A 24,223-nucleotide genomic window follows, 5' to 3' on the forward strand; every position below is an offset into this window, starting at 1 on the left:
GAGGACCCGAAGCTTCGGGTCCCAGCAACATATATTATTCAAAAGGGGGTCATGTCTGTATTGTACCCGTCCTGTGTTAGAGTTAGTTTGCAGTTATATTTCATCTCTGTAACAAAGTATTCCTTTTCCATTTCTATGCATAATCCCCTTGGGTAATCGAGAACACCAATACACTCGGCACTTCTCCTGAATGATCATAGGCACTGATTGTGCGCAGCTGGCGCATCTTATTTTTGATCAGCACACGCACAGAAGCCTGATTATCCTCTTGGCAACGACCCTCGATCCGCTTGAGCTTTAAAGCACCAAAACCAAATCTCAGCATTTCCTCCACGACCTCTGTAGCCAGCCCTTGTCCCCAGAAAGGACGGTCCAAAATATAGCCTAGCTGCGCCTCCCCTGCTTTTTCATTCCATTGCTGGAATGAAGCGATACCGAGCAGCGGCGAGTGGCTGCGTTCATTGAGTTCATTAAGTTCGCCAGGTTCGTTGTTTGCTGCTGTATTCCCCCCCTGCCATTCCACCGCAAAATGCAGGGAATCCAGGGAATCCGCAGCTACTCTGATTTGCGCTACCAGACGCCGCATCCGCGCATCGGCTGGCTTGCGAATCCGGTTCACATACCGGATAACCAATGGATCGGACAGCATCCGTTCCAGCGCGGGGTAATCCCTTGCTTGTAGCTGGCGCAACCGGACACGGTCGGTATAAAGCTCCGGTAGCCCTGACCCTGAACGAAGCATTTCTCTGGTCAGCACAATGATCCCTCCTGCGGATGGATTGGCTTTTTGCAGCGAATAGGTTGCACACTCAATCCAGGTCCTGAATTCCCCGGTAAATGCCTGTGCGCAACTCACGGATATAATACGGCAAAGAAGGTACGTCTGCTTCCTCAGCCTGTCTCACCGCCAGCTCAATATCATAAGGCACACGTACAAACTGGATAGAAAAAGGGGTAGGACTCTCTTCTCCCATGTTCCCCTCCAAAATGCAGTAGGAAGCCTGAGTTACATCCAGCGGATTGCCAACACTGCCGACATTAAAAAGCGTTTTGCCCTGAAAATGCTGTATAAAGGCATTATGCACATCTCCATACCCCACGACATCCGGGGCAAAAGCAACTTCTCCACTTTCCTCGGCCAACGGGTCGAACATGGCGAGTCTTTTCTCCGGCTCATCCCATGGCTGCACGCGATGATATACACTTTGCGGCGAAGCATGCACCAGACGGATACGACGTCCACTCATCCTGAAATCATGATGAAACGGTAGCTCTGCCAAATACTGTAGCCGTTCTGTGCCCAGGCGCTCGGCTTGCCAGCTAAAATTGAGATCATCCGTAATGCTAACCAGCTCATCCCAATTGCCACGCACCACCACCTCGCAATGTTGACGGACAGCCTCCAGAACCTCGCACGGGCTAGGCCCTTTGCCGATCAGATCGCCCAAACAAAACACACGACTAATCCCTCGGGAAGCAATATCCTCCAGCACCGCCTCGCAGGCAGGCCAGTTGCCATGTATATCTGAAATGACAGCAATACGATCCATCTGAATATCACTCCTTTGTCCGAAACAGCTACATACTACACTAAACCCTTTTTATGTGAGGATTTTAAATAATCCTGATAGTAGTTACAAGCCGATGCTGATGAAGGTAAACATATAATAGCCTATTGACCGGATTTCAGTGTAATGACACTCAGCTCCGGCCTGCACAGCACACGAATCGGCAGCTTGGTCATACCAATGCCTCTGCTGACATACAGCGGCATTCTGTCGGTCCCTACATGAAATAATCCCTGAATGTACTTGCGTCCACCCGGAGGCGGCATCGGCGCTCCCATGACAGGCAAGCGCACCTGTCCTCCATGCGTATGCCCCGACAGCTGAAGATCAAAGGACATTCTCGCCGCCACATCCGCATAATCCGGCTCATGCATAAGCAGAAGCTTGCACATCTCATCAGGTAGTCCGTGGATGGCACGCCGTGGATTGGGTTTGCCCATAATGTCATCCTCTAAACCGACAATCGCCATTCGCTGTCCTGCTCGCTCCACAATCACGTGTTCATTTCTCAGCAACGTAAACCCGGTTTTCGGATATAGCTCCTGTACCCCGGCTGGTAAACCTCTATAATCGTGATTGCCGAGAATGGCGAATTTGCCGAGTGTGGCGTGCATAGAGGCCATGACCGGAACAGCAGCTTTCATAGATACGGCATAATCATCCACAATATCACCTGTAAAACAAAGCAAATCCGGCTCCAGTCCTGCAATCCGATCCGCAAGCTCCCGCAGGTCCTGCTCATCCATGTGAAAGCCCAAATGTACATCACTAAAATGCACCACCCTGATGCCGTCAAAAGCCAACGGCAGACGGGGCAAAGCTAGTGTGAAACGTGTAATCTCCAAATGATTAGGCTCCCATAAGGAAGCGTATCCTCCAGTCAAAAGCGCGGTTCCGGCTGTCGCTAAAGCGGCTTTTTTCAAAAAACGGCGGCGCGAAGGATTGGCTGGCTCATTTGAAATGGAACGCCGCGAAGAACCGGGAGGGATAGCTGCCTCATCGTGTGAGCCATCCTGACTCTCGCGGCGGGTTTGCGGCGTCTTCTCCATATGCGTGCCCCCTTGCTATCTATTCAACTATTGTACAGTTCAGATATCTCATGATTCAAATGTTCAAATATCTCACGCTTTTAGCCCTCTAGCGGTTGGTGGCTAACCATCGTTCTGCATAGTCTACCAAATCGCGCTGCCTCGCTAAAAAACAGAAGGCCTCTCCAATGTTGACCCGTGTAAAGCACGCAGGGCAATCCCGTTCAAAGTCATGGCCCAGCTGCTCAAAATCATCTGAGGTAATATTAAAATCCTGAAAAGTGACCCATGCTCTCTCCCCGTCCACCATCATCGGGGCCTGATGGGTCGATTCTTCACGTCCATTGTACGCCGTGCGGTATTCCGCCAAATGAAAGGACGTGTTGCTCTCATGTCCGCAGCCCAGCAACAGCACGAAGGCGTCTGCCTCATATAGCTTCGCCAGTGGCGAATGTTCACCCAGCCCGAAATCAGGCTCATGCCCTTCCAGCAAGTGTGAAGCCGCAGGTCCACGGGCCGCAAACGAAACATGCGGGTGTCCGCTGCGCAATGTTCCCGGCAGGCCACGGAACGTTTCCACAATGACACCCATCCCCCCGGTCAGTGTCCAGGCCGGATCATAGACGGGCATTTCCTCGCGTACAAGATCCCACCATGACTCATCCAGAGGCGGGTTCATCCATGTCGACGGATCGGTCAGATCATGGGATTGCGTCGGCGTGACCAGCGTCCCTTCCGGACCAATGGCTTCGGTTAACGATGCAAGAATGGCAGAGGCCCCGCCCGGAACAAAACTGCCGAAGCTGCGCATCGACGAGTGCACAAGCAGCGTCATGCCTTTTTGAACTCCTAGCTCCTTTAATCCCTTCAACACATCCGACCCGGTAACAGGCCGTCGCGTCATCGGTTGTACAGCCACCTGTCCAGCCTCCTTTTCTCCAAAAACGATACACAATACCATAATTATACCATAACTGCTGCCCCACTCTCCTCCCTCCACGATAACTCCGATCTGTCCTGAGCACAAAAAACAGGCTTTCTCCGGTTCAGGGAAAAAGCCTGTTTTTGTATAAAGCATTCACTGACGAGTGCTATACGGTCAACCAGCGCTTGAACATATGCTTGGTCGTTTGCTTGTTCATTTCGGCAATGGAGGTTGTCAACGGAATGCCCTTCGGGCAGGAACGTACGCAGTTTTGCGAGTTACCGCAGCCCTCCAGCCCGTCGTCCGTCATCAACGCATCCAGCCGCTCCTCCTGATTCATTTCCCCAGTTGGATGGCTATTGAACAGACGAACCTGAGATATCGCCGCAGGTCCAATGAATGTCGTTTTCTCGTTAACATTCGGGCAAGCTTCCAGGCAGACACCGCAAGTCATGCACTTGGACAGCTCATACGCCCATTGACGCTTCTTCTCTGCCATTCTGGGGCCTGGGCCCAGATCGTAGGTGCCGTCAATTGGAATCCATGCTTTGACCTTCTTGAGCGCGTTAAACATCCGGCTGCGGTCGATGACCAAATCCCGCACAACCGGAAACGTGCTCATCGGCGCGATGGTAATCGGCTGCTCCAGCTTATCCACAAGCGCGGCACAGGCCTGACGCGGCTTGCCGTTAATCACCATGGAGCAGGCTCCGCACACTTCCTCCAGGCAGTTCGACTCCCAGCATACCGGGGCTGTCTCTTTACCATGGCTGTCCACCGGGTTACGCTGAATCTCCATCAACGCACTGATTACATTCATCCCCGGTCGATAAGCCAACTCAAATTCTTCCGTATATGGATTCGCATTAGGTTCATCCTGACGGGTCACAACGAACTTCACGGTTTTATCCGATTTCACTGCTTGCTCCGACATCTAATACACTCCCTTCTGTATCTTCCTTTTACTTGTTCTTGGAGTAATCCCGAATACGCGGCTTGATCAACGAAACATCTACCGCTTCATACGAGATTTGCGGTCCTTCCGGTGTCCAGTCCGCAATCGTCGTTTTCAGGAAATCCTCATCGTTACGGTCCGGGAAGTCAGGTTTGTAGTGGGCTCCACGGCTTTCGTTACGCAGCAGCGCTCCTTTAGTCATCGCTTCGGCCAGCTCCATCATATTCCACAGCTGACGTGTGAACGCCGCACCCGCATTGTTCCAGCGCGAAGCATCATTAATGTTAATGTTGGAATAACGCTCCTTCAGCTCCTTAATCTTGTGGATCGTAGCTTCCAGCTTGTCATTATAACGAACCACGGTCATGTTATTCGTCATCCACTCGCCCAGTTCTTTATGAAGGACATAGGCATTTTCTTTCCCGTCCATATGCAAAATACGCTCATACTTCTCTGTCTGCTGGTTGACCGCCGCATCGAACACGGAGGAAGCTACATCCTGCGCGGATTTTTTCAAGCCTTTAATGTATTCCACAGCCTTTGGTCCAGCCACCATCCCGCCATAAATGGCTGACAGCAGCGAGTTGGCACCCAAACGGTTCGCTCCGTGATACTGGAATTCACATTCCCCGGCGGCAAACAGTCCCGGAATATTCGTCATCTGATTGTAATCGACCCACATGCCGCCCATCGAATAATGCACAGCCGGGAAGATTTTCATCGGTATTTTACGCGGATCGTCACCGACGAATTTTTCATAAATTTCAATAATACCGCCCAGCTTCACGTCCAGCTCTTTCGGGTCCTTGTGGGACAGATCAAGGTACACCATGTTCTCGCCATTAATGCCGAGCCCATCATCGACACATACACTGAATATTTCACGTGTCGCAATATCACGAGGGACCAGATTTCCATAAGCCGGATACTTTTCTTCGAGGAAATACCACGGCTTGCCGTCCTTGTATGTCCAGATACGGCCGCCCTCTCCCCGTGCCGACTCAGACATCAGACGCAGCTTGTCATCCCCAGGAATAGCCGTCGGATGAATCTGGATAAACTCGCCGTTGGCATAGCGTACGCCCTGCTGATATACCGCCCCGGCAGCCGTACCGGTATTGATCACGGAATTCGTGGTTTTACCGAAAATAATGCCAGGTCCGCCCGATGCCAAAATAACTGCATCCGCTGCAAAAGTCTTCACTTCCATCGTGCGCAAATCCTGCGCACAGATGCCGCGACAGATACTCTCATCATCTAGTACAGCCTGTAAAAACTCCCAGTTTTCATACTTGGTCACCAAGCCTTCGGATTCCCAGCGCCGTACCTGTTCATCAAGTGCGTACAAAAGCTGCTGCCCTGTCGTCGCTCCAGCAAAGGCGGTCCGATGATGCTGCGTACCCCCGAAGCGGCGGAAATCCAGCAGTCCTTCCGGTGTCCGGTTAAACATGACACCCATACGGTCCATGAGATGGATAATTCCCGGAGCCGCTTCGCACATCGCTTTTACCGGAGGCTGGTTTGCCAGAAAGTCCCCGCCATAGACCGAATCGTCAAAGTGAATCCAGGGTGAGTCACCTTCACCCTTCGTATTCACCGCGCCGTTGATGCCGCCTTGAGCACAAACGGAATGGGACCTTTTGACCGGAACCAAAGAAAATAAATGAACGTGAACTCCTACCTCTGCCGCCTTGATCGTAGCCATTAGACCCGCAAGACCGCCGCCCACGACAATGATGTTGGATGCTGCCATTTCTGCTCACTCCTTTTTTTCAGGATTTTAGCCAAATCCCCTTTTACCATAAGAAATAGAATCTGCAAACGATGTATTGCAAACACGTAAAGTGTGCATTCATTTTTTACAGTAGCTGTTGAATAGCACTGCTTTGTATCAAGGCGGTTGCCGTTTCCTGGAATTCCGCGCTGCGGAATGCCAACAGGGAAGCGATGAAGCCGATGGATACAACCACGAACAAGGTCATGCAGATATAGGAGGACACTTTTTGTGCACGCGGTCCCACCGTAATCCCCCAACTGACCATAAAAGCCCATAGTCCGTTAGCAAAGTGAAAGGATGCCGAAACAACACTGATTAAATAAAGGATAAAATAAACCGGATTCGTTACAATGCCATGCATCACGCCGCCTAGCTGCTCATGTGTTACATTACCCAGAGCCACCTGAAAACGTGTATCATATACGTGCCAGATAATGAATACGAACGTAATCACACCGGAAATGCGCTGAAACAGAAAGCGCCAGTTACGCGAATAGCCAAAATTTTTGACATTCGGATCAGCCTGGTAAGCGATATACAAGCCATAGATTCCATGGAACAGCAATGGTAAGTAAATAAATAACGTTTCAAGCACAATAACAAGCGGTAGACCATTCAGGAAGGCCACGCTGCGATTGAATCCTTCCTTGCCGCCCTCCACCGCTGTGAAGTTGGTCACCAAATGCTCTACAAAAAACAGAGCCAGCGGGATGACGCCAAGAAGCGAGTGCAGCTTTCTGGAATAAAATCCTCTCATCTAGGTAATGCTCCCTTCTCCCAATAATAGCGTTTTCAATAGTAATATAACATATGAAATGACAGTTTCCGACAGGAAATGTCCAACAAGGTGTTCCTTAAAAGGGAAAACAAAAGTGTGAACATCTTGTGTCGCTTTCATGTTACTCCTTTTCGGCTTATAATGGAATTGCAATATACGTATTAATTGTTATGTCTTTTTTGCATATAGAGAGGAAGTGGATGATTTGTTTGAGGATTTGAACGCTTTTGCTGTCATTGTCGAGCAATCCAGCCTGAATAAAGCCTCCAAGCTGCTTAATCTGTCCCAGCCGGCCCTGTCCCGCAAAATCGCCAAGCTGGAGGAAGAGATGGGTGTGAACCTCTTTGATCGGAGGGGCAAACGACTCGAAATTACGTCGACAGGCCGATTTGTATATACCTTCGCACTGGAGCAACGGCAACGGCAGCTCCGCTTTTTGCAAAAGCTGTCCCAGCACAAAAACGAAGCCCAGAGCATGCTCACACTGGGCGCGAGTCTGACGACACTCCAAACGACGCTACCTACCCTCGTTGAAGCTTTCATGAGCAAGCATCCCCAAACCGAGCTGAAACTACTCACGGGCAAAACCCATGAAATCGTCGCTTTTGTACGCGACAAAAAAGCAGACGCCGGTATTGTCGGGTCTGCCATTCATGAGGCCGGACTGCGTTGCATTCCGCTGTTTGATGATCATTTGGAGCTAGTCGTTCCGATCGGACATGAATTAACGATGAAGACGGGAACGGCCTCGATGAAAGACCTGCAAGGACTGCCAATGATTATTTTTTCCAAGGGAACCTGGTATCGCAGTCTTACAGATGACCTGTTCCAGCGCAGCGGCATCATGCCGGATATCCGTATGGAAATCGACTCGTTCGAGGCGATTGTGCGCCTGCTGCCGACCTGCAAGGCTTCCGCATTGCTGCCCAAATCCTACTTGCGCAGCGAGCTGCTTCGGGATAATGGGCTAACCGCGCTGTACTTGCCCGATCTGAAGGAGACACGACGCACCACCTCCCTTATCTACTCGGAGACAACCGATCTGGGGCCGACAGCACGGCGCTGGATCAGCGAGACACGTGCATCGTTTGCAGGCTATCGTATGGTGTAGCTGAGAACAGCTTTCCTAGTTAACGTTAACGACCTCGTCCTCGAAGCGGCCGATATTATCATTGGAGCCGATGATGACCATAATATCGTCCGCTTTTAGCCGATCCATCGCTGTTGGTGCAATCAGGATACCGTTCGCCGTATGAAGCGCGACGATGCTGCAACCAAAGCGGGTGCGGGCATTCAGCTCAGATAGCGTTTTGCCATGCAGACATGCAGGAACGTTGAGTTCTACAATACTGTATTCCTTGGACAGCTCCAAATAATCAAGCAAATTAGGCGTGACCAGTTGATGCGCGACCCGTATCCCCATATCCCGCTCGGGATAAATGACCCGGTCCACACCGAGCTTTTCCAACGCCCGTCCGTGCAGCACAGAAATCGCTTTGGCAACGACTTTGCTCACTCCCAGCTCCTTTAGCAAAATGGCAGCCAGAATGCTGACCTGAATATCAGCACCAATCGCAACAATGCCGCAATCGAAATTGCGGATGCCCAGTGATCGTAGTGAATCCTCATCTGTAGCGTCCGCCACGACGGTATGCGTCAACAGCTCACTCATACTGTCCACAACATCCTCATTCCGGTCGATGCCAAGCACCTCGCACCCCATATCTACCAATTGCAAAGCCAGGCTTGAGCCAAATCGTCCCAAACCAATAACTACAAACTGCTGCGTTTTCATATCTACTCGAAAACTCCCTTATCTGAATCAATTTCATAAATGATTGATTCATCCTATAATCATTTTGCCTTCCGGATGACGATATAATTCCTTACCCTTTTTCGGAGTCATTGCATAAGCGAGCGTGAGCGGACCCAATCTGCCCGCAAACATCGTCAGGGTAATGACCAGCTTGCCTATAACTGTCAAGTCAGGTGTAAGTCCCATGGACAATCCCACCGTCCCAAATGCAGACACCGTCTCGAATAATATCATCAGAAAATGATGATCCTCGGTTGCCGATAAAATCATCGTCACGCCAATCACAAACAGCAGCCCAAGCAGTGTAATAGTCAAAGCCTTGTAAATTCGCCCCTGCGCAAGCCGGTATTTGAACAGCACAATATCCTCCCGACCCCGCAGCATCGAAATCACGGCTCCAATGAGCAGCGCAAACGTTGTCGTCTTAATACCGCCTCCAGTAGAGCCAGGAGAAGCACCGATAAACATCAATATAACGATGAAAAACTGCGTGGCCTGTCGCAAGCCAGCGATATCTAACGTATTGGCACCTGCGGTGCGTGGTGTTACGGACTGGAATAAAGATCCCAGCAGCTTTCCACTCCAATCCAGCGAGCCCAATGTCTTCGGATTGGTAAACTCGAATACAAAGATGACGAGCGTACCGACTACAATCAGGGCAGCCGTCATACTGAGTACCACCTTGGTATGCAAGGAAAGTCTCCCGCGCTTGCGGTATTCTACCAGGTCCGACATAACCACAAAGCCGATGCCACCCGAAATAATCAGAAACATAGCTGTAAAATTAACAATAGGATCATACACATAACCTGTCAGGCTGCGAAATTGACCGAATAAATCAAAGCCTGCATTGTTAAACATGGAAATCGCATGCCAGATTCCAAAATAAATCGCCCTGCCTACGGGCATATCAAAGGACCAGCGAATCGCGAATATCGTGGCGCACACGCCCTCAATAATTAGCGAGTACAGCAACACCCTACGAATCAATCCGACAATTCCCTCAACAGAAGTCTGATTCATCGCTTCCTGCAAAATCAGGCGCTCCCGCAAGGAAATGCGGCGCTTGAACACCAGCGCAATCAAAGTAGCCATCGTCATAAAGCCGAGACCACCAATCTGGATCAGCGCAGCGATAACCACCTGACCAAAGGTGGTAAAGAAGGTACCAGTATCCTTAACGACAAGACCTGTTACACAGGTTGCGGAGGCAGCTGTAAACAAAGCATCTATAAATGCAAGCGGCTTCCCCGTTGTATTGGAAATCGGCAGCATTAACAACAAGCTGCCTATAAGAATGATAATGGCAAAGCCCGCAACAAATATCTGCGGTGGAGAAAGCCGAAGCCATCTTGCATTGGGATTCATCTATTTATCACTGCTCCTACTAGGTGAATTATGAGCATGGAGACGCTCCGGGTGCAGATTGTTCTTCCGATTGCTGTTACCCCCGGATTTTTTTCTGATTTTATAAGCCCTTTTAATGGTTAAAATCCGGTGGTAAAGGCAAACGCTGGCGCTTCTTCAGAACAATTCTGCCCCCTCCGCTACTGCCAGCTCATAAAATCACCAATCTCTTTTCAGTTTCTTTAGTCCGTTTTTTTAGCAAACAGAAAAGTATCCGCAGAGCAAGATACTTTTACCTATCAGTACTCATCACACTTCATACCTCACTACCTCATGAAACGTTTAGTGACTTTAAGGCGGGCAGCAGCGCAGCGATCCATTTGAATCTGGAGAAGCGGTAGCGCTCGCCTTTGTCTCTGAATTTTAACCTTAACAGGGCTTATCTAATCCAATAAAATTCAGAGACAACAGCGATCGGAAGATCAAATGGAGCGCGAAGCGGACTTAACTCAGCTACGTTTTAATCGCACAAAAAAAGACACCGGAAAACCGAGTGCCTGACTTGGTTCCTGCTCACAGCCTACGAGGTTAGCTGACGGATTCGGGCAGCACAGTATGCCCTATTCACACTTCCGGTCCGGGACCGGCTGTGAAATTCACCCCAGTAACATGGTTCCCCCGTTTTCCTATGGAAATTCGGCTCAAAATGTATATCGTTACCTATGTATTTCATATCCATTGCCTCAAGATTATAATCTTTATGTATGCAGAGCACAAAACCGATTTCGTCGAAATAACGCTAAATTAGCGGTAATTTGAGAATAGGCCACCTTTAATCGCAGCTTATCTTATTTTATTGAAACTTTAAAGTGCTTTCACTCCATTTTCATGAATATCGTAGGTCTGTTGGCGGGAACCTGTGCAGTATGATATCTTTAATGGATGTTCTTATTTACAGATTAAGGAGGAAACTCATGAATCCTATCGGGAAACCGGTCGTGCTCACGGCCAACTTCAAAAGATTAGGCTTGCTGGGCGCGATTGGCCTGATTTGCTTTTTTGTCTTTCAATTGCTTATTCCCTCATTTAGTAATCCGAATCCGGAGGCACTGGCGAATGCCAAGGTCATCAGCAAGCAGGAAGCAGTCATACACGCGCTGGACTTCGCCCGCTCCGAGCTGAGCTATACCGAATTACGGTCTAAGGAGCCTCTGGTGACCTATCAGGCCGAAACGGACCTGTACGGTTATTTATCCAGAGAAAAGCTGCTTCAACAGTATGACCGTACATGGAAAAAAAGTTATCCTTACGAAACCTTCCGGGTCGATTTGCCGGAACCTTCTTCGAAGAGCAAGTTGCAAATTCATGTGGATTTGTCCACTGGCAAAGTCGTTAGCTTTAAACGAATTACCTCCAGCACCAGTTACACACAAGCTGATATTTCTACGGATGAGCAAGCACGTAACAGGCTTGTACGTGCAGCTGAGGGAGACATGACGCTGGATGCGAAGGAGCAGGCAGCGACAGCTTGGGTGAAGCGCTTTGGCTTTAAGCCGTCGGACTTGAAGCTCGCAACAACCGATGGCGAGGGTGGATTGAAGTATACCGTGGACGATAAGAAAATCGGTTCCTCGGTGCTTACACTGGCTTTTACTTTTGAAGACGGGGATGTTCGCTCGTTTACACAAAGCTTTTCTGCCCCATCGTCCTATACGGATTATGTCAAAAAACAAACGTACTGGGCAAACTGGATGACCTACGCGGGTTATGCCTTATTAAGCATGGTCTTGGGCATACTTGCCATCGTATACGCCTCACTCACACGACGCCACACTTCCTTTGTACGCGGCATTGTTCTGTCCATTGTATATTTTGCTGCCAGTATGGCAGGAACATTTAACATGCTACCTGTACTGCAAGCGGAAGCAGGCGTACGGGGAGCGCTTATATTTCTTATGATTTTGCAAGTTGTGGTTTCCTTCGTAATGGCTGTAGCGATCTACTTCTCCTTGGTCGGCGGTGACGGGCTGATGCGCAAGGTTGGACTGAATGCATGGCCACGCGCCAAGGAGTCTGGCTATGGGCTGTATGTGCTTCGCAGTATGTATGTTGGCTACTTGTGGGCCTTTATTTTACTTGGGGTGCAATCCATTTTGTTCTTTGTACTGGAGCGCACGCTTAATACGTTCTCCACAACAGATGCCACACAGTCTCCTTATAACATGGCTTATCCATGGCTACTGCCGATTATGGCCTGGATGGCTGGTATTGGAGAGGAAGCCGTATACCGTCTGTTTGGTATTCCGATGGTGAAAAAAATAGTAAGAAATACTTTTGTTGCCTGTCTGATCACCACATTGATTTGGGCACTGGGGCACACACTGTATCCGATCTATCCGGTCATTTCCAGACCGATTGAGCTGACCTTCCTTGGATTGCTGTTCAGTTTTGTGTTCCTGCGCTACGGCTTTATTGCCGCCATGTTCAGCCACGTTATTTTTGACAGCATTCTGATGGGACTGAGTGTGATGACGCTGGGAGATAGCGTGAACCTGTTCGCAGGTATATTCTGGATCGTGCTCCCTGCCATTGTGGCCTATATCATGTACTGGTTTAGTCCAAAGAAACCAAATCGAGTCATGTTTGAGCCCATAAAAAAAGAAGAGCCGTATTCTACGACTCCTCCTCCCGAAGGGCAGCTATAATCTGACGCGCAAGCTTATCACCGATAGAGAGAGGCCGGAAGTCTTCGACGCTGGCCTCTCTTATTTTTTTAAGTGAGCCAAAATGCTTAAGCAGCAGCTTACGCCGCTTCTCGCCAATTCCCGGAATCGAGTCCAAACGAGAGGTTACCATGGATTTGCCCCGTTGCTCACGATGGAATGTAATGGCGAATCGGTGAACCTCGTCCTGAATGCGTTGCAGCAGGTAAAATTCTTCACTGTTGCGGGCCAGTGTCACGGCCTCTGGAGAATCCCCCACCAGTAGTTGAGAGGTTCTATGCTTGGTATCCTTCACCAGACCACACACAGGAATGAACAAACCCAGTTCATTCTCCAGCACATCCACAGCGGCCTTAATCTGTCCGCGTCCACCATCGACGACGATCAAATTCGGACGCTCCAGATTTTCCTTGAGCACACGTTCATATCGACGCCGAATAACCTCACGCATCGTTTCATAATCATCCGGCCCCTGCACTGAACGGATTTTATATTTACGGTATTCCTTCTTGGCAGGCTTGCCATCAATGAACACAATCATTGCCGAGACTGGATCGGAGCCCTGTATGTTGGAGTTATCAAACGCCTCCACCCGATGCAGGCTATCCAGCCCAATCGCACGCCCCAGATTGCTTGCAGCCTTGGATGTCCGTTCCTCGTCCCGCTCAATCAGCTTAAACTTCTCATCCAAAGCAACCCGTGCATTTTCCGTAGCCATACCCGTCATTTGCTTTTTCAGTCCACGCTGAGGCACCAGTACCTTTACATCCAGCCATTCAGCCAGAGCGAGTGCCGCCGTAGCTGGTTCCTCCAGCCCGCCGGACAGTTGGGCTTCTGTCTGGTCCTGCTCCGTTGCTTCTCCATAAGAAGCACGCTCTTCGGCCACCAGCAGTGCATCCGCGGAACGCTCGAACGGCTGCTCTTCATTTGCCACATCCGATAATGTCCCTGCTTCTTGTACAGCATTGTTACTGGTCTGTGCGGTTCCCTCGGTTGTTGCAGTGTGAGAAACAGCTTCCGTCACAGCCGATTGACCGACATCACCCTGTTCCGCCTGCTTCATCAGCTTCGGTGTATCCGGCAGCAATATTTCCTGCGGCACCGCCGGGTTATCACTATAATATTGCGTCACATAGGACATAAAGTCGCTGTAGGCCTCGCCATAAAAAGGAAACGTAGACATATGCCGCTCGATCATTTTACCTTTACGAACATATAGGATCTGCACACACATCCAGCCCTTGTCTACCGAAAATCCAAATACATCGCGGTCCTTCGCATCGGCTGTCGTGATCTTCTGCTTTTCCATCATCGCGTCAATGCTGATAATCTGGTCGCGTAGCTCCTTGGCACGCTCAAAGTACAGCTCCTCTGCGGCCTCCTGCATTTTGCGTTGAAGATCCTTTTTGATTTCCTCATGCCCGCCACTCAAAAAAGAACCGATCTCCTGACCAATCTGGTCATACGTTTCCTTCGCAACCTCTTTCACACAAGGGCCCAGGCATTGATGCATATGATAATAAAGGCACACTTCCTTCGGCATCACACCGCACTTGCGTAACGGATACATACGGTCCAGCAGCTTCTTCGTCTGATGTGCCGCGTAGGAATTAGGATAAGGGCCAAAATATTTTGCTTTATCTTTCAGAACGCGCCGGGTCACCTCCAGCTTGGGGTGCTCCTCGTTCGTAATTTTCAAATAAGGAAAGGTTTTGTCATCCTTCAACAGCACGTTATAGCGCGGCTGATGCTTTTTAATCAGGTTGCACTCCAGAATGAGCGCCTCCATATTACTGCCCGTAACGATATATTCAAAATCACGGATATCGGAAACCAGTCGCTGCGTCTTGCCGTTATGGCTGCCTGTAAAATAGGAACGGACCCGGTTTTTCAGCACTTTGGCCTTGCCGACATAAATGATGGTGCCCTCGCTGTTCTTCATCAAGTAACAGCCCGATGCATCTGGCAGCAACGCTAATTTGTGTCGTATGTTCTCCAGCGCCTTCTCCTGATTCCGCAAGTCCTCCGCATAAGATTCCATTCGCCCGGTTCCTCCTTCCATTCTTATAATGACTGCTCGACTACTATATAATATACAGGAATAATACACAAAAACGCCCCCGGTATTTACAACCGGAGGCATTGACCGTTCATGGCCGCTCCCCAAGCCCCCGCAGGAGCATGGGTCACATGCGATAATTACTGGTGTTTGGTAAGCATGCTTTTCAGCGCTTCTTTGGAATTCAGACCCACCACTTTATCAACGGGCTGTCCGTCTTTGAAGACGATCAGGGTAGGAATGCTCATAACGCCGAAACGGGAAGCAGACTCTGGGTTTTCATCCACGTTCACTTTCGCGATTTTGACGCTGTCGCCAACTTCTGTGGACAGATCCTCCAGAATAGGAGCGATCATTTTGCAAGGACCGCACCATGGCGCCCAAAAATCAACCAAAACGGTTCCTGTACCTTCGACTTCTGCGTTGAAGGATTGGTCGGACACGTTAACAATTGCCATTGTATGTTCCTCCTTTATAGAAAAGTCAAGATTATTATAACCTGTAATTTCTTTTTTGACACCTTTTAATTATATCACAATAGTTTTTTAATTGTAAGATATCAAAATAGCAAATTGATTTACAATTATCCTCGCTGATTTTTCCCTTTAACGGTAATGACATCTACAAAAGGGCGAATCCGGTCCATCAAACGCTGTCCCTTGTACAATTCCTCACCGTCCTTGCTCGTAAAGCTCAGATGCTTCTCCAGCCCTTGCAACGAATAATTCGAAGTATAAAAGGTAGGTTTGCGGTTCATTCGATAATTTAAAATCGAGCCCATCACATGATCCCGTACCCATGGACTCAAATTTTCGGCTCCAATGTCGTCAAATACGAGCAGATCACAATTTTTAAGCATTTCAGTCGTTTCCTTCAGCTTCTGCCCTTCCTGAATCATGGACTTTAAGTCCTCCACAAAATCAGGCATATACACAATCACACCGTTCAGTCCGGACAGGGCCAGCTCGTGCAGCAGATATCCCATTAAAAAGGTCTTACCCGTACCAAACGTACCTTCCAGGTAGAGTCCTTTTTTGGATAAACCCTGGCTTTTCGTTTCTTCGATGTAACGGAATAGTTGTGTGACTGCGGGCATACGTTGTGCATCCTTACGTGCAATCTCAAGGGCATTATAGCCTTCCAAGAGCGCACGCTCATCCACATAAAAGCTTTTAATCCGCTGACGCACCCGCTGTTCGTGCTGTGAAGCTACCAGTTTGGCGCAAGGGGTACGGATGTCCACCATTTCGGCTGTACCATTTGGGTATTCTACGCCCAGCTTGCAAAAATGTCCCTGAAAATCGTTAGGACACTGTTCGAGTCCCGGACAATTGTCGCAATTTCGACGATCCCGGGCATACTGAAAAAGCATACTCATGTTTAATCGCAGTTGTGTTTCGTCAATATCTTGATGCGCAGCACAAAATTCCTGCACCAGCGGATCATTGAGAACCTGATCGGCCACATTGCGCGTGCGCTGGCGAAACGAAGGGTTCTGCATCTGCTGTAGCAAATCGCCCAGTGATTCCAAGAACGCTCCTCCTTTCTAAAATGTACAGAATTATGGAGGGGAGATGCTTCGCATGCAGATTGTTCTTCCGATTGCTGTTATCCTCAGATTTTTCCTATTGGAATAAGGATTTAAAGGTTAAAATCCGGGGATAGCTTATGCTTACGATGCCAGCTTTCCTTCGGAAAGCTTTTAGGCAAACGCTTCGCTTCTACAGAACAATTCTGCCCGCTCCGCTGCCGACCGCCATAAAGTCGACACATATTTGAATTGGCTTCGCTGAACATTTTTATAATACCTAATTGGTTTTGGATCAAAACCAATTGATAGTTCGATTTAGCGTAGAGCTATCCACTACACCTTTTTTTGCTTGCCGGATTGCATTCGTTCGGCCAGGCGCAGCAATTCATCCAGTTCTTCCTCGGATACCGGTTCCTCGGCAGGATGATCCTGTACGATGGGAATGGATGGCTTGGATGGGCCGTTGTTTTTGGCATACGAACGGGAACGGCCGCCGGAAGGAGAGGCAGCGGACTGCTTGCCTTTTACCTTGGCTTGGTCACGTATATATTGAACGGCCTTTTCGTAGGTACTTACCTGCTTTAACAGCATATTGGAAGCGACGGCCTCGACAAAGTTTCGGTTGATCCGCTGATCGCTTCCTGATACCAGCAGGGACATTAAATAATGGATAAGTACATTGATGACTTCACCGGGCAACTTGTAGCTGATATCAATCTTTTCGAATATATCCAGCAGGTTACCGGGAACCGTGCCGGGGAAAAAGGTTTGCAACAAACGACGATAAGGCTCGTTGCGCAGCATCATATTATATTGGTGAATGTCGCATTTAGCTGTGAACTGTGGTGGAACTTCCACATAGAACTCCATTTCCACGGCCTGCTCCGCAGGAGGCTCTTCCGAAGTGGCAGCTTCTCTCTGACGCAGAGCAACCACTTTGGCGGCCTGCACCTGCTGTTCCTCCTGACGCTTCCGATCCTGTCTGGAATGCTGGCTGGCCCGGAGTTGAAGCTCGTCTAGCAGCAAATCGCCCGCTTCGGTAAAAACACCGTCCTCATCCAGCAAGCGGCTGATGTCCTGTACAGATAAGTCAAATTTGCGAACAACGTAATTGACCATGCCTAACTGCTCGTGCTCAAAACGCAGACGCTCTACATGCTTGCGATTAACGGATTCACGCGGAAAACGGAGAATGATGTCTGCATAATTCAGCCCTTCCTCCGACTCTGCGGCCAAAGCCCCATTGTGACGGCCCGAAGACACCTCGGAAAGCGCCTGCTCCAACTCGTAATCAATGACATGGGTGTTCAGCTCAAATAACTCGTAAAACGGAATAGATATATTCTCTTTATTATAGGAAGATTGCGACCATTCCGCAGATTCGCTGCTCCACAGCGATTCTCGCAGAGAAAGCACCGCAAACTTGCCAATTTTGTCTCTCAACAAAAGAGTAAGATGCTGCGTCCTGAAAAAATCGGCAGGTGCAAGCGGTGGCTGCATCTCATATTCATACATATAGTCGTCCGTTTCCGGTGCATACAGCCTGGACGTCTGCAACAGACCGACAGCCTCCAGCTTGGAGGTCTGTTCAATTAGATGCTTGCGTCCCTTCTCACTCGGCTCCAGCCCTAGTGTCAGAAAAAGACGACGCTGCTGCTCCAGCGGCGAATAACCGATCTGTCCGACTGGCACATGCTGGAACAATAGCCGATACAGGCTGACCGCAAATGCGCCTACCATCGGCTGATAGACGCTTCCCAGCATCAATTCATCCAGTGCGCTCAAGCCGAATTCCCGATAAACGCAGTAGCGGTGGTTCTCAGTATAGTGCAGCAGGTTTTTCATCCGCATTCCAACATTCTTCCTTTCCTGACATAACGGTCTCCAAGATGTTTTTCTATTCTATCATACTTGACCCCAGCTGAGACCAGCAAAATAAGTCCAATTGTCCTCCTTTTTGGCAGCCTCATTCGTCCGTGTTCCCCTTTTTTCGAGAATACTAACTATTTTACTGCTTGTGACCTGCATCACGGAAAAAATAAAATTCTTCACATTTCTTTCATTGGTGAAAATCCTTTATTTGGGCTACAATATAATAGTTAAGCATTACACATTCTTTATTCGCAGGACATACTTACAACGCACATGTTTCGGCCATGCCGATGATTATTTACAGATTTGAAAAAGGAGTGACCATTGTGAACCAACATCAACCTCAACAACCCCCATCAACGCCAAATGAAGTAGCATCCACGCTGGAAGGCTGGTATGCACTTCACGATTTCCGATCCATCAACTGGACGGCATGGAAAACAGCAGACGATGAAGAACGCGCCGGGGCGCTGGACGAGCTTCAAGAGTTTATGAAGGAATGGAGCGTTACCGAGGAAGCGGGTCTGGGCAGCTCTGCCGTATATACTGTAATCGGACAAAAGGCTGATTTTGTAATGTTACATCTACGCGAAACGCTGGAAGATCTCAACAAACTCGAAAATGATTTTAACAAAACAACCTTTGCCAAATATACGACTAAAACCTACTCTTACGTGAGTGTGGTCGAGCTGAGCAACTATTTGAGCAAAGAAGAAGATCCGATGCAAAATCCGCAAATTGTTGCACGTCTGAAGCCTGTTTTGAACAAGGCTCGATATATTTGCTTCTATCCGATGAACAAAAAACGCGATCTGGATGACAACTGGTACATGCTTTCGATGGACGAGCGTCGCACTCTGATGCGCAGCCACGGTTTGATCGGACGCAGCTACGCTGGCAGAGTGAAGCAAATCATTTCCGGTTCTATCGGCTTCGACGATTGGGAATGGGGTGTCACGCTGTTCGCCGACGACGCACTTCAATTTAAAAAGCTGATCTACGAAATGCGTTTTGACGAAGTCAGCGCCCGTTACGGCGAGTTCGGCTCCTTCTATGTCGGCAGCGTCCTGAACGAAGAAACATTTGAAGACATGTTAAAGCTATAAAACGACCAAGGATTTCGTGAACTCCCGCTTTAGGGAATGCGGAATCCTTTTTATATGCTGCAAAGCCGCACAAGATGAGAAAAGGCCCCCTCACAGGCGCCTGAAAAATCATATTCTTTGATATTAGTGTAACACAGGTTCAACCACTACAGCTGCATCCTCGCTTTTTGCCAGCTTTCTTTTCTCCAGAGCAATCAGAATAAAGATCAGAAGCAACAAAGCACTTAACAGGATCAAAAATCCTCCAACCTCAGGAATGAAATACTTCAAGCTTCCGCCCTTGAATCCCATCCCTCTCAAAAACTTGAAATGCCAGGTTAATGGAAGAATGTTACTTACATACTGCAACGATGGAGGTAGCATAGCTACCGGCAATTGAGCACCACTCAGCATAAACGAAGGCAATATAAGCAGCATGAGACGCGGGGAAGCTTTTCCCGGATTAGCCGCACTCCATCCCAGAACCATTGCAAACAAACCCAAAGTAATCGTGTACAGTAGAAACGGAATACTCATTTGCCATACATTGGCCTCAAAACGGAGTCCGCCGATCTGCTTGAGCAAACCAATGGATAGAAAAAAGGATACACATCCAACTACCGCATACGGTATGACCCTCAGAATCAGACCGTATGAATGCTGCAGCTCATCTTTTAATCGTCCTTCCTCCCGTAAGCGAGGAACAATCGTCAGCGCAGCAGCACCAATCAGTGAAATCATGACCGTATTCATGAACCCCATAACCGAGGTCATCAAAGTAACATTGGTCGGATTATACAGCAGACGCTGCTGGAGTAGCATATTGGAGGTAAGCCCTGTAACCTGGCTGTCACTCATTCCCATGCCCCTTAGTCCACCACCAGCCAGCATCGCATTTTCCGTGGCAATGATCTCCGTCACCGCCGACCGCAGATTCCCTGTAGCCAGCCCGACCGTGTTATCTACATAAAAGCCGATGTTGCTCTGGACTCCCTTAACTCTATTCTCCTCCAGACCTGCCGGAAGATAAATCACTGCAAAAAACTTTTCATTATATAAGAGTAAATTCGGATCGGTTTCATTCTCTTGCACATAACGTACATCAATATACTGGGATGCATTTAATTTATTAATAAGCTGTCGGCTATAATTGCTATGATCTAAATCGACTACAGCCACAGAGGCATCATTAAGCTGATTGTTTTTAAAAACAAACCCTAAAGATGCCGATACGACAATCGGGACGAGCAGCATAACGAATACCAGCTTGCCGCTGATCAATAGCTTCCATTCTTCTATAAACGCCTTCATTTCGTCACAACCTCTATCGTCATTCCAGGTAATAATTCAGGTGTTCGCTGAACATCTACCCTTACCTGGAAGGAGCTTATATCCGACAAACCTTTATCCCGGCTCATTCTCATGTTGGTATACTGCGGAGCAGAGGTAACGTATCTCACCTTGCCCTGGATATTTTTGTCTAAAGCTACGACATGTGAAGCCACATTTCCCCCTGCTTTAAACTGTGAGATGGAATCCTCATCCACATAAATATCATAGTATAGGTGGTTGGTTTCAATAACGACGCCTGTTGCCCCCGTAGCAACGATTTCTCCCATCTTGGGAACAATGCGGGACACTTTACCGTCTGCGGATGCCTTCAGCACCGTACGTCCGCGCTGCAATTCCAAGGTTTTGAGCTGAACGCTTAATGCCTGCTTTTGTTGAGCCAGAAGATCCACGTTGTATTCACTATTTTTAACATCTTTACGTGTTTGGGAGGTCTGGGTTAGTGCTTCCTTGGCCTTTTCTGTTTTGATGCGGGCCTGTTCGCGTTCCTCTGCGGTTGCACCTGCCTCCATTTTTTCCAGAGCGGTTTGCTGCTGGGCGATACTATTTTTAGCAATGTCGGATTGTTTGCTGGCCGCAGTAATCTGATTATTGGCAATCTCCACCTGATCCCGGGCTGTATCTAGCACAATTTGTGCAGAATCCAGTTGGTTTTTAGCGTTATCCAGCTCCGCCTTGGTTCCAGCCCCAGCATCGTACAAAGCTTTAATACGGTTGTAATTGATTTTAGCCAGTTCCAGCGCCTGTTGTCTGGAGGTCACTGTCTTTTGCGCGATCTCTGCATTTCTCTTGGATGTCTCCACTCCTGTCAGAGATGCGTCCAACGATTGCTGCGCCGCTTCAATAGCCAGCTTTTGCTTCTGGATATCCTCCACACGTGTGCCTTGGTTCAACAGGGATTCTCCCGCTTGCGCAGCCTGAATATCCAGTTGCCCCTGTTTTTCTGAAGTCGAAATTTTCTCTGACTGATTTTGCAGTCCGTCTTTAGCCTGCTTTATTTTTACATCAGCCTGCGCGATATCCGTTTTTAATTTCTCAATTTGCAGGTCGAGGTCCACAGGATCGAGGGTCATGAGCACATCCCCTTTTTTCACCTGTTGTTCCTCCTTCACCTCAATGGTGTTCACTCTTCCCCCAACGCCCTGAAAGGCAGCATTTACGGTATCTGCCGTAAGCAGCGTGTTTTTTTGTGTGGCAGCCATACTCACAGCATCCTTGCCGCTCATAGCCATCAGCGTACCTCCAGTACCTAGCGCGGCAATAAGTATAACGTACACAATGATCTTCTTATTCATTGCAATGAACTCTCCTTCATGATGATTTAGCCAATAATAAGCGGAAAAATGATTGTTTTAAAAAAACAAGTACGCAATCTGATAGTACGACGTCTAACTATCGGCCTTGGGAAAGCATTTATTCCCGTTTTATTCGCTCCACACCTGTGGAAAGCTTCTGTAGCATCCCCGCGAAGTGGACATGATCTTCCTTCGTAAATTCCTTCAATAAATCGGAAAAAAGCTGAATGAACATCGGAATTCTTTCCGTCATTAACTGTCTTCCTTCCTCAGTCAAGGAGATTGCGGTCATACGGCGATCCGCCAGCGTACTTCTTCGGATGATACCGTCACGTTCCAGCTTGTCGATTACACTGGTTACGGTTGACCGTGTTACTCCTGAATATTCGGCCAGTTCAGATGGAGTCAATGCACGTTCATGCAGATACAGCGGAATTAAAATTTTCAGACTTCCAATCGATAGTCCATATTCGGACAGTCTGGAGCACACACCATTGTATACTTCATGAGCTGTCTGCATGAAAAGCGCTAGCGTACTCAACGATTGGGGGTCCACATGGGGAAATTTTTCTGCCAATAAATTTATCTTTTTGGGATCACCCTTGAAGTTAAAATCAGAATACAACGTGAAGGCCCCCCCCTCTGTAATTAATATCCACACTATACGTCGCCGTATAGTTATGTGTCAATACCCTTTTTAGGAGTACATTAATAAAAAAGGTTTCCAAGCCCCCTGGCCAGGAGTCATGGAAACCTTCTCAATGCATAAGATCTTTTGATGTCATGCTCAAGCTTAGAAAAAACGTCCCTTTTTCAGCACCAACGGAATCCCGCCAATGATAAACAGATAACGGATATCCACAATTTTTTTCAGTTGCGCGGCTATCCAGCCCTTTATTTTGCGATTGCCCACGACGGCGACAGCCTCCCCTTTTCCAAGAGAAGCAACCGTGCCTTTGTTGGAAAATACAAACTTGTGCAGCTCCTTTTTACGAAGCGTAGCTGCCAGATTCTTCGCGCAGAGTACCCCTTGCTGCATTGCAATTTGGGCGGTCGGCGGATACGGGCGTCCTTCGGGATTAAACATTAAAGAACTGTCCCCGATAATAAAAATGTCGTCATGGCCCGGTGCGCGTAGAAAATCGTCGATCTTCACCCGTCCGCGCATCACTTCAAATCCGGCTTTCTCGATCAGGCCGTTACCACGAATACCTCCAGTCCATACGACCGTGCAGGCTTCGATTTTCTCACCCTCACCAACAATGACGCCGTCCTCAAGACATTCCTTAATTGGAACACCGATGCGGAAGGTAACGCCCTTGCGCTTAAGGACATCCATCGCGTATTCTACCAGTTCCGGATCGAAGCCCGGCAATGCCGTAGGAGCCGCCTCGACGTTAATGATTTGAATCCGGTTAAAGTCAATATCATAGGCTCTCGCCAATTGTGGCAGACGATCCGCCAGCTCCGCCACAAATTCAATGCCGCTAAAGCCCGCACCTCCGACTACAAAATTCAGCCGTCCGGGGTTTCCATCATTTTTATACAAAGCAAGCTGGTATTCGACATGCTCACGGATCAAGCGGACCGAGTTAATGCTTCGAATTGTAAGCGCGAACTTATCCATCCCCTGAATACCGAAGGTTTCCGGTTCTCCGCCCAGCCCGATTACCAGATAATCGTAGGATAGCGATCCATCCTCCAGCACGATTTTTTTCTCCTTCGGTATGATATCCTTAACCGTCCCTTTGATTAGATCCACTTTGAACTCATCGATCAGCTGCGAAATCGGAATACGTGAATGCTCAATCGTATCCGTACCCGCTGCGGGCATGTGGAGATGCGTTGTTATATAGTGGTAATCATGGCGGTTAATCAGCGTGACATCCGCCTCGTTGTGCTTGAGCTCCTTTTGCAATTGCTGAGCCGTCAAAATACCGCCATACCCGGCACCCACAATGACAATTTTGGGAATACTGCTCATGCTTCTACCCCTTCCGGTTTACGTAATCAGTGATTATTCACAGCTTTGCTCTCAAAATGACTTATTTATACACGCCGGATAACCTTCATCAAATAATAATTCGCTTAAACTTTGCAAGCGGAACCCGGCA

General features: G+C 48.6%; 20 protein-coding genes and 1 riboswitch. Of the genes, 3 read left to right on the top strand and 17 right to left on the bottom strand.

Annotated elements, in window-relative coordinates; translation table 11 throughout:
- Positions 1 to 133: 133 nt before the first annotated feature.
- From QMK20_RS20920 to QMK20_RS20950, 7 genes are all read right to left on the bottom strand, one after another.
- Positions 134 to 757 carry a GNAT family N-acetyltransferase gene (locus QMK20_RS20920; RefSeq protein ID WP_283653155.1) on the bottom strand — a complete coding sequence of 208 codons (624 nt, stop codon included), beginning with the start codon at positions 755 to 757 and terminating at the stop codon, positions 134 to 136.
- Between the two features lie 52 nt (positions 758 to 809).
- A complete protein-coding gene (locus QMK20_RS20925) occupies positions 810 to 1,550 on the bottom strand; it encodes a metallophosphoesterase family protein (RefSeq protein ID WP_283653156.1) in 741 nt (246 codons plus the stop codon).
- Positions 1,551 to 1,672: 122 nt separating this feature from the next.
- Positions 1,673 to 2,617: a metallophosphoesterase gene (locus QMK20_RS20930; protein ID WP_283653157.1), complete on the bottom strand. Its 945-nt coding sequence runs from the start codon at positions 2,615 to 2,617 to the stop codon at positions 1,673 to 1,675.
- Between the two features lie 88 nt (positions 2,618 to 2,705).
- Positions 2,706 to 3,515 carry an AAC(3) family N-acetyltransferase gene (locus tag QMK20_RS20935; RefSeq protein WP_283653158.1) on the bottom strand — a complete coding sequence of 270 codons (810 nt, stop codon included), beginning with the start codon at positions 3,513 to 3,515 and terminating at the stop codon, positions 2,706 to 2,708.
- Between the two features lie 172 nt (positions 3,516 to 3,687).
- The gene (gene sdhB, locus QMK20_RS20940; RefSeq protein WP_014277823.1) at positions 3,688 to 4,455 is read right to left on the bottom strand and encodes a succinate dehydrogenase iron-sulfur subunit; all 768 of its coding nucleotides are present in this window, start codon (positions 4,453 to 4,455) and stop codon (positions 3,688 to 3,690) included.
- 28 nt (positions 4,456 to 4,483) lie between these two features.
- Positions 4,484 to 6,229, bottom strand: coding sequence for a succinate dehydrogenase flavoprotein subunit (gene sdhA / locus QMK20_RS20945; protein ID WP_283653159.1), 1,746 nt, complete (start codon positions 6,227 to 6,229; stop codon positions 4,484 to 4,486).
- Positions 6,230 to 6,335: 106 nt separating this feature from the next.
- Complete coding sequence (locus tag QMK20_RS20950) at positions 6,336 to 7,010, bottom strand: succinate dehydrogenase cytochrome b558 subunit (RefSeq protein WP_283653160.1); 675 nt, start codon at positions 7,008 to 7,010, stop codon at positions 6,336 to 6,338.
- 226 nt (positions 7,011 to 7,236) lie between these two features.
- Between QMK20_RS20950 and QMK20_RS20955 the strand changes: the two genes are divergently transcribed.
- A complete protein-coding gene (locus QMK20_RS20955) occupies positions 7,237 to 8,142 on the top strand; it encodes a LysR family transcriptional regulator (protein ID WP_044645479.1) in 906 nt (301 codons plus the stop codon).
- A 15-nt stretch (positions 8,143 to 8,157) separates the two neighbouring features.
- Here the strand turns inward: QMK20_RS20955 and QMK20_RS20960 are convergent, their stop codons facing one another.
- Together QMK20_RS20960 and QMK20_RS20965 are read right to left on the bottom strand one after the other, a co-directional pair.
- Entirely contained in the window at positions 8,158 to 8,826 is a 669-nt protein-coding gene (locus QMK20_RS20960; RefSeq protein ID WP_044645478.1) for a potassium channel family protein, read from the bottom strand.
- 48 nt (positions 8,827 to 8,874) lie between these two features.
- On the bottom strand, positions 8,875 to 10,215 hold the full coding sequence (locus tag QMK20_RS20965; protein ID WP_283653161.1) for a TrkH family potassium uptake protein: 1,341 nt from the start codon (positions 10,213 to 10,215) through the stop codon (positions 8,875 to 8,877).
- Positions 10,216 to 10,756: 541 nt separating this feature from the next.
- Positions 10,757 to 10,906, bottom strand: a riboswitch (cyclic di-AMP (ydaO/yuaA leader).
- A 262-nt stretch (positions 10,907 to 11,168) separates the two neighbouring features.
- On the opposite strand from QMK20_RS20965, the gene QMK20_RS20970 reads away from it, so the two are divergent.
- Positions 11,169 to 12,899 carry a CPBP family intramembrane glutamic endopeptidase gene (locus QMK20_RS20970; RefSeq protein WP_283653162.1) on the top strand — a complete coding sequence of 577 codons (1,731 nt, stop codon included), beginning with the start codon at positions 11,169 to 11,171 and terminating at the stop codon, positions 12,897 to 12,899.
- On the opposite strand, the gene uvrC is transcribed toward QMK20_RS20970, so the two are convergent.
- The 4 genes from uvrC to QMK20_RS20990 form a co-directional block, all read right to left on the bottom strand.
- A complete protein-coding gene (gene uvrC / locus QMK20_RS20975) occupies positions 12,868 to 14,958 on the bottom strand; it encodes an excinuclease ABC subunit UvrC (RefSeq protein ID WP_283653163.1) in 2,091 nt (696 codons plus the stop codon). The genes QMK20_RS20970 and uvrC overlap by 32 nt on opposite strands.
- 158 nt (positions 14,959 to 15,116) lie before the next feature.
- The gene (trxA, locus tag QMK20_RS20980; RefSeq protein ID WP_010347861.1) at positions 15,117 to 15,434 is read right to left on the bottom strand and encodes a thioredoxin; all 318 of its coding nucleotides are present in this window, start codon (positions 15,432 to 15,434) and stop codon (positions 15,117 to 15,119) included.
- 125 nt (positions 15,435 to 15,559) lie between these two features.
- Positions 15,560 to 16,507: a primosomal protein DnaI gene (gene dnaI, locus QMK20_RS20985; RefSeq protein WP_283653164.1), complete on the bottom strand. Its 948-nt coding sequence runs from the start codon at positions 16,505 to 16,507 to the stop codon at positions 15,560 to 15,562.
- Positions 16,508 to 16,840: 333 nt separating this feature from the next.
- Positions 16,841 to 18,358 (bottom strand): replication initiation and membrane attachment family protein, encoded by a 1,518-nt coding sequence (locus tag QMK20_RS20990; protein ID WP_283653165.1) that lies wholly within the window; start codon positions 18,356 to 18,358, stop codon positions 16,841 to 16,843.
- A 347-nt stretch (positions 18,359 to 18,705) separates the two neighbouring features.
- On the opposite strand from QMK20_RS20990, the gene hemQ reads away from it, so the two are divergent.
- Complete coding sequence (gene hemQ / locus QMK20_RS20995; protein WP_283653166.1) at positions 18,706 to 19,485, top strand: hydrogen peroxide-dependent heme synthase; 780 nt, start codon at positions 18,706 to 18,708, stop codon at positions 19,483 to 19,485.
- Between the two features lie 123 nt (positions 19,486 to 19,608).
- Here the strand turns inward: hemQ and QMK20_RS21000 are convergent, their stop codons facing one another.
- The 4 genes from QMK20_RS21000 to QMK20_RS21015 form a co-directional block, all read right to left on the bottom strand.
- Positions 19,609 to 20,775 carry an ABC transporter permease gene (locus QMK20_RS21000; protein ID WP_283653167.1) on the bottom strand — a complete coding sequence of 389 codons (1,167 nt, stop codon included), beginning with the start codon at positions 20,773 to 20,775 and terminating at the stop codon, positions 19,609 to 19,611.
- Positions 20,772 to 22,109, bottom strand: a complete 1,338-nt coding sequence (locus QMK20_RS21005; RefSeq protein WP_283653168.1) for an HlyD family secretion protein — start codon at positions 22,107 to 22,109, stop codon at positions 20,772 to 20,774. Before QMK20_RS21005 ends, QMK20_RS21000 begins: the two co-directional genes overlap by 4 nt.
- A 118-nt stretch (positions 22,110 to 22,227) precedes the next feature.
- Positions 22,228 to 22,734, bottom strand: coding sequence for a MarR family winged helix-turn-helix transcriptional regulator (locus QMK20_RS21010; protein ID WP_283653169.1), 507 nt, complete (start codon positions 22,732 to 22,734; stop codon positions 22,228 to 22,230).
- A gap of 168 nt (positions 22,735 to 22,902) precedes the next feature.
- On the bottom strand, positions 22,903 to 24,093 hold the full coding sequence (locus QMK20_RS21015; RefSeq protein ID WP_283653170.1) for an NAD(P)/FAD-dependent oxidoreductase: 1,191 nt from the start codon (positions 24,091 to 24,093) through the stop codon (positions 22,903 to 22,905).
- Positions 24,094 to 24,223 lie beyond the last annotated feature (130 nt).

This window comes from Paenibacillus sp. RC334, from assembly GCF_030034735.1.
GTDB classification, from domain to species: domain Bacteria; phylum Bacillota; class Bacilli; order Paenibacillales; family Paenibacillaceae; genus Paenibacillus; species Paenibacillus terrae_A.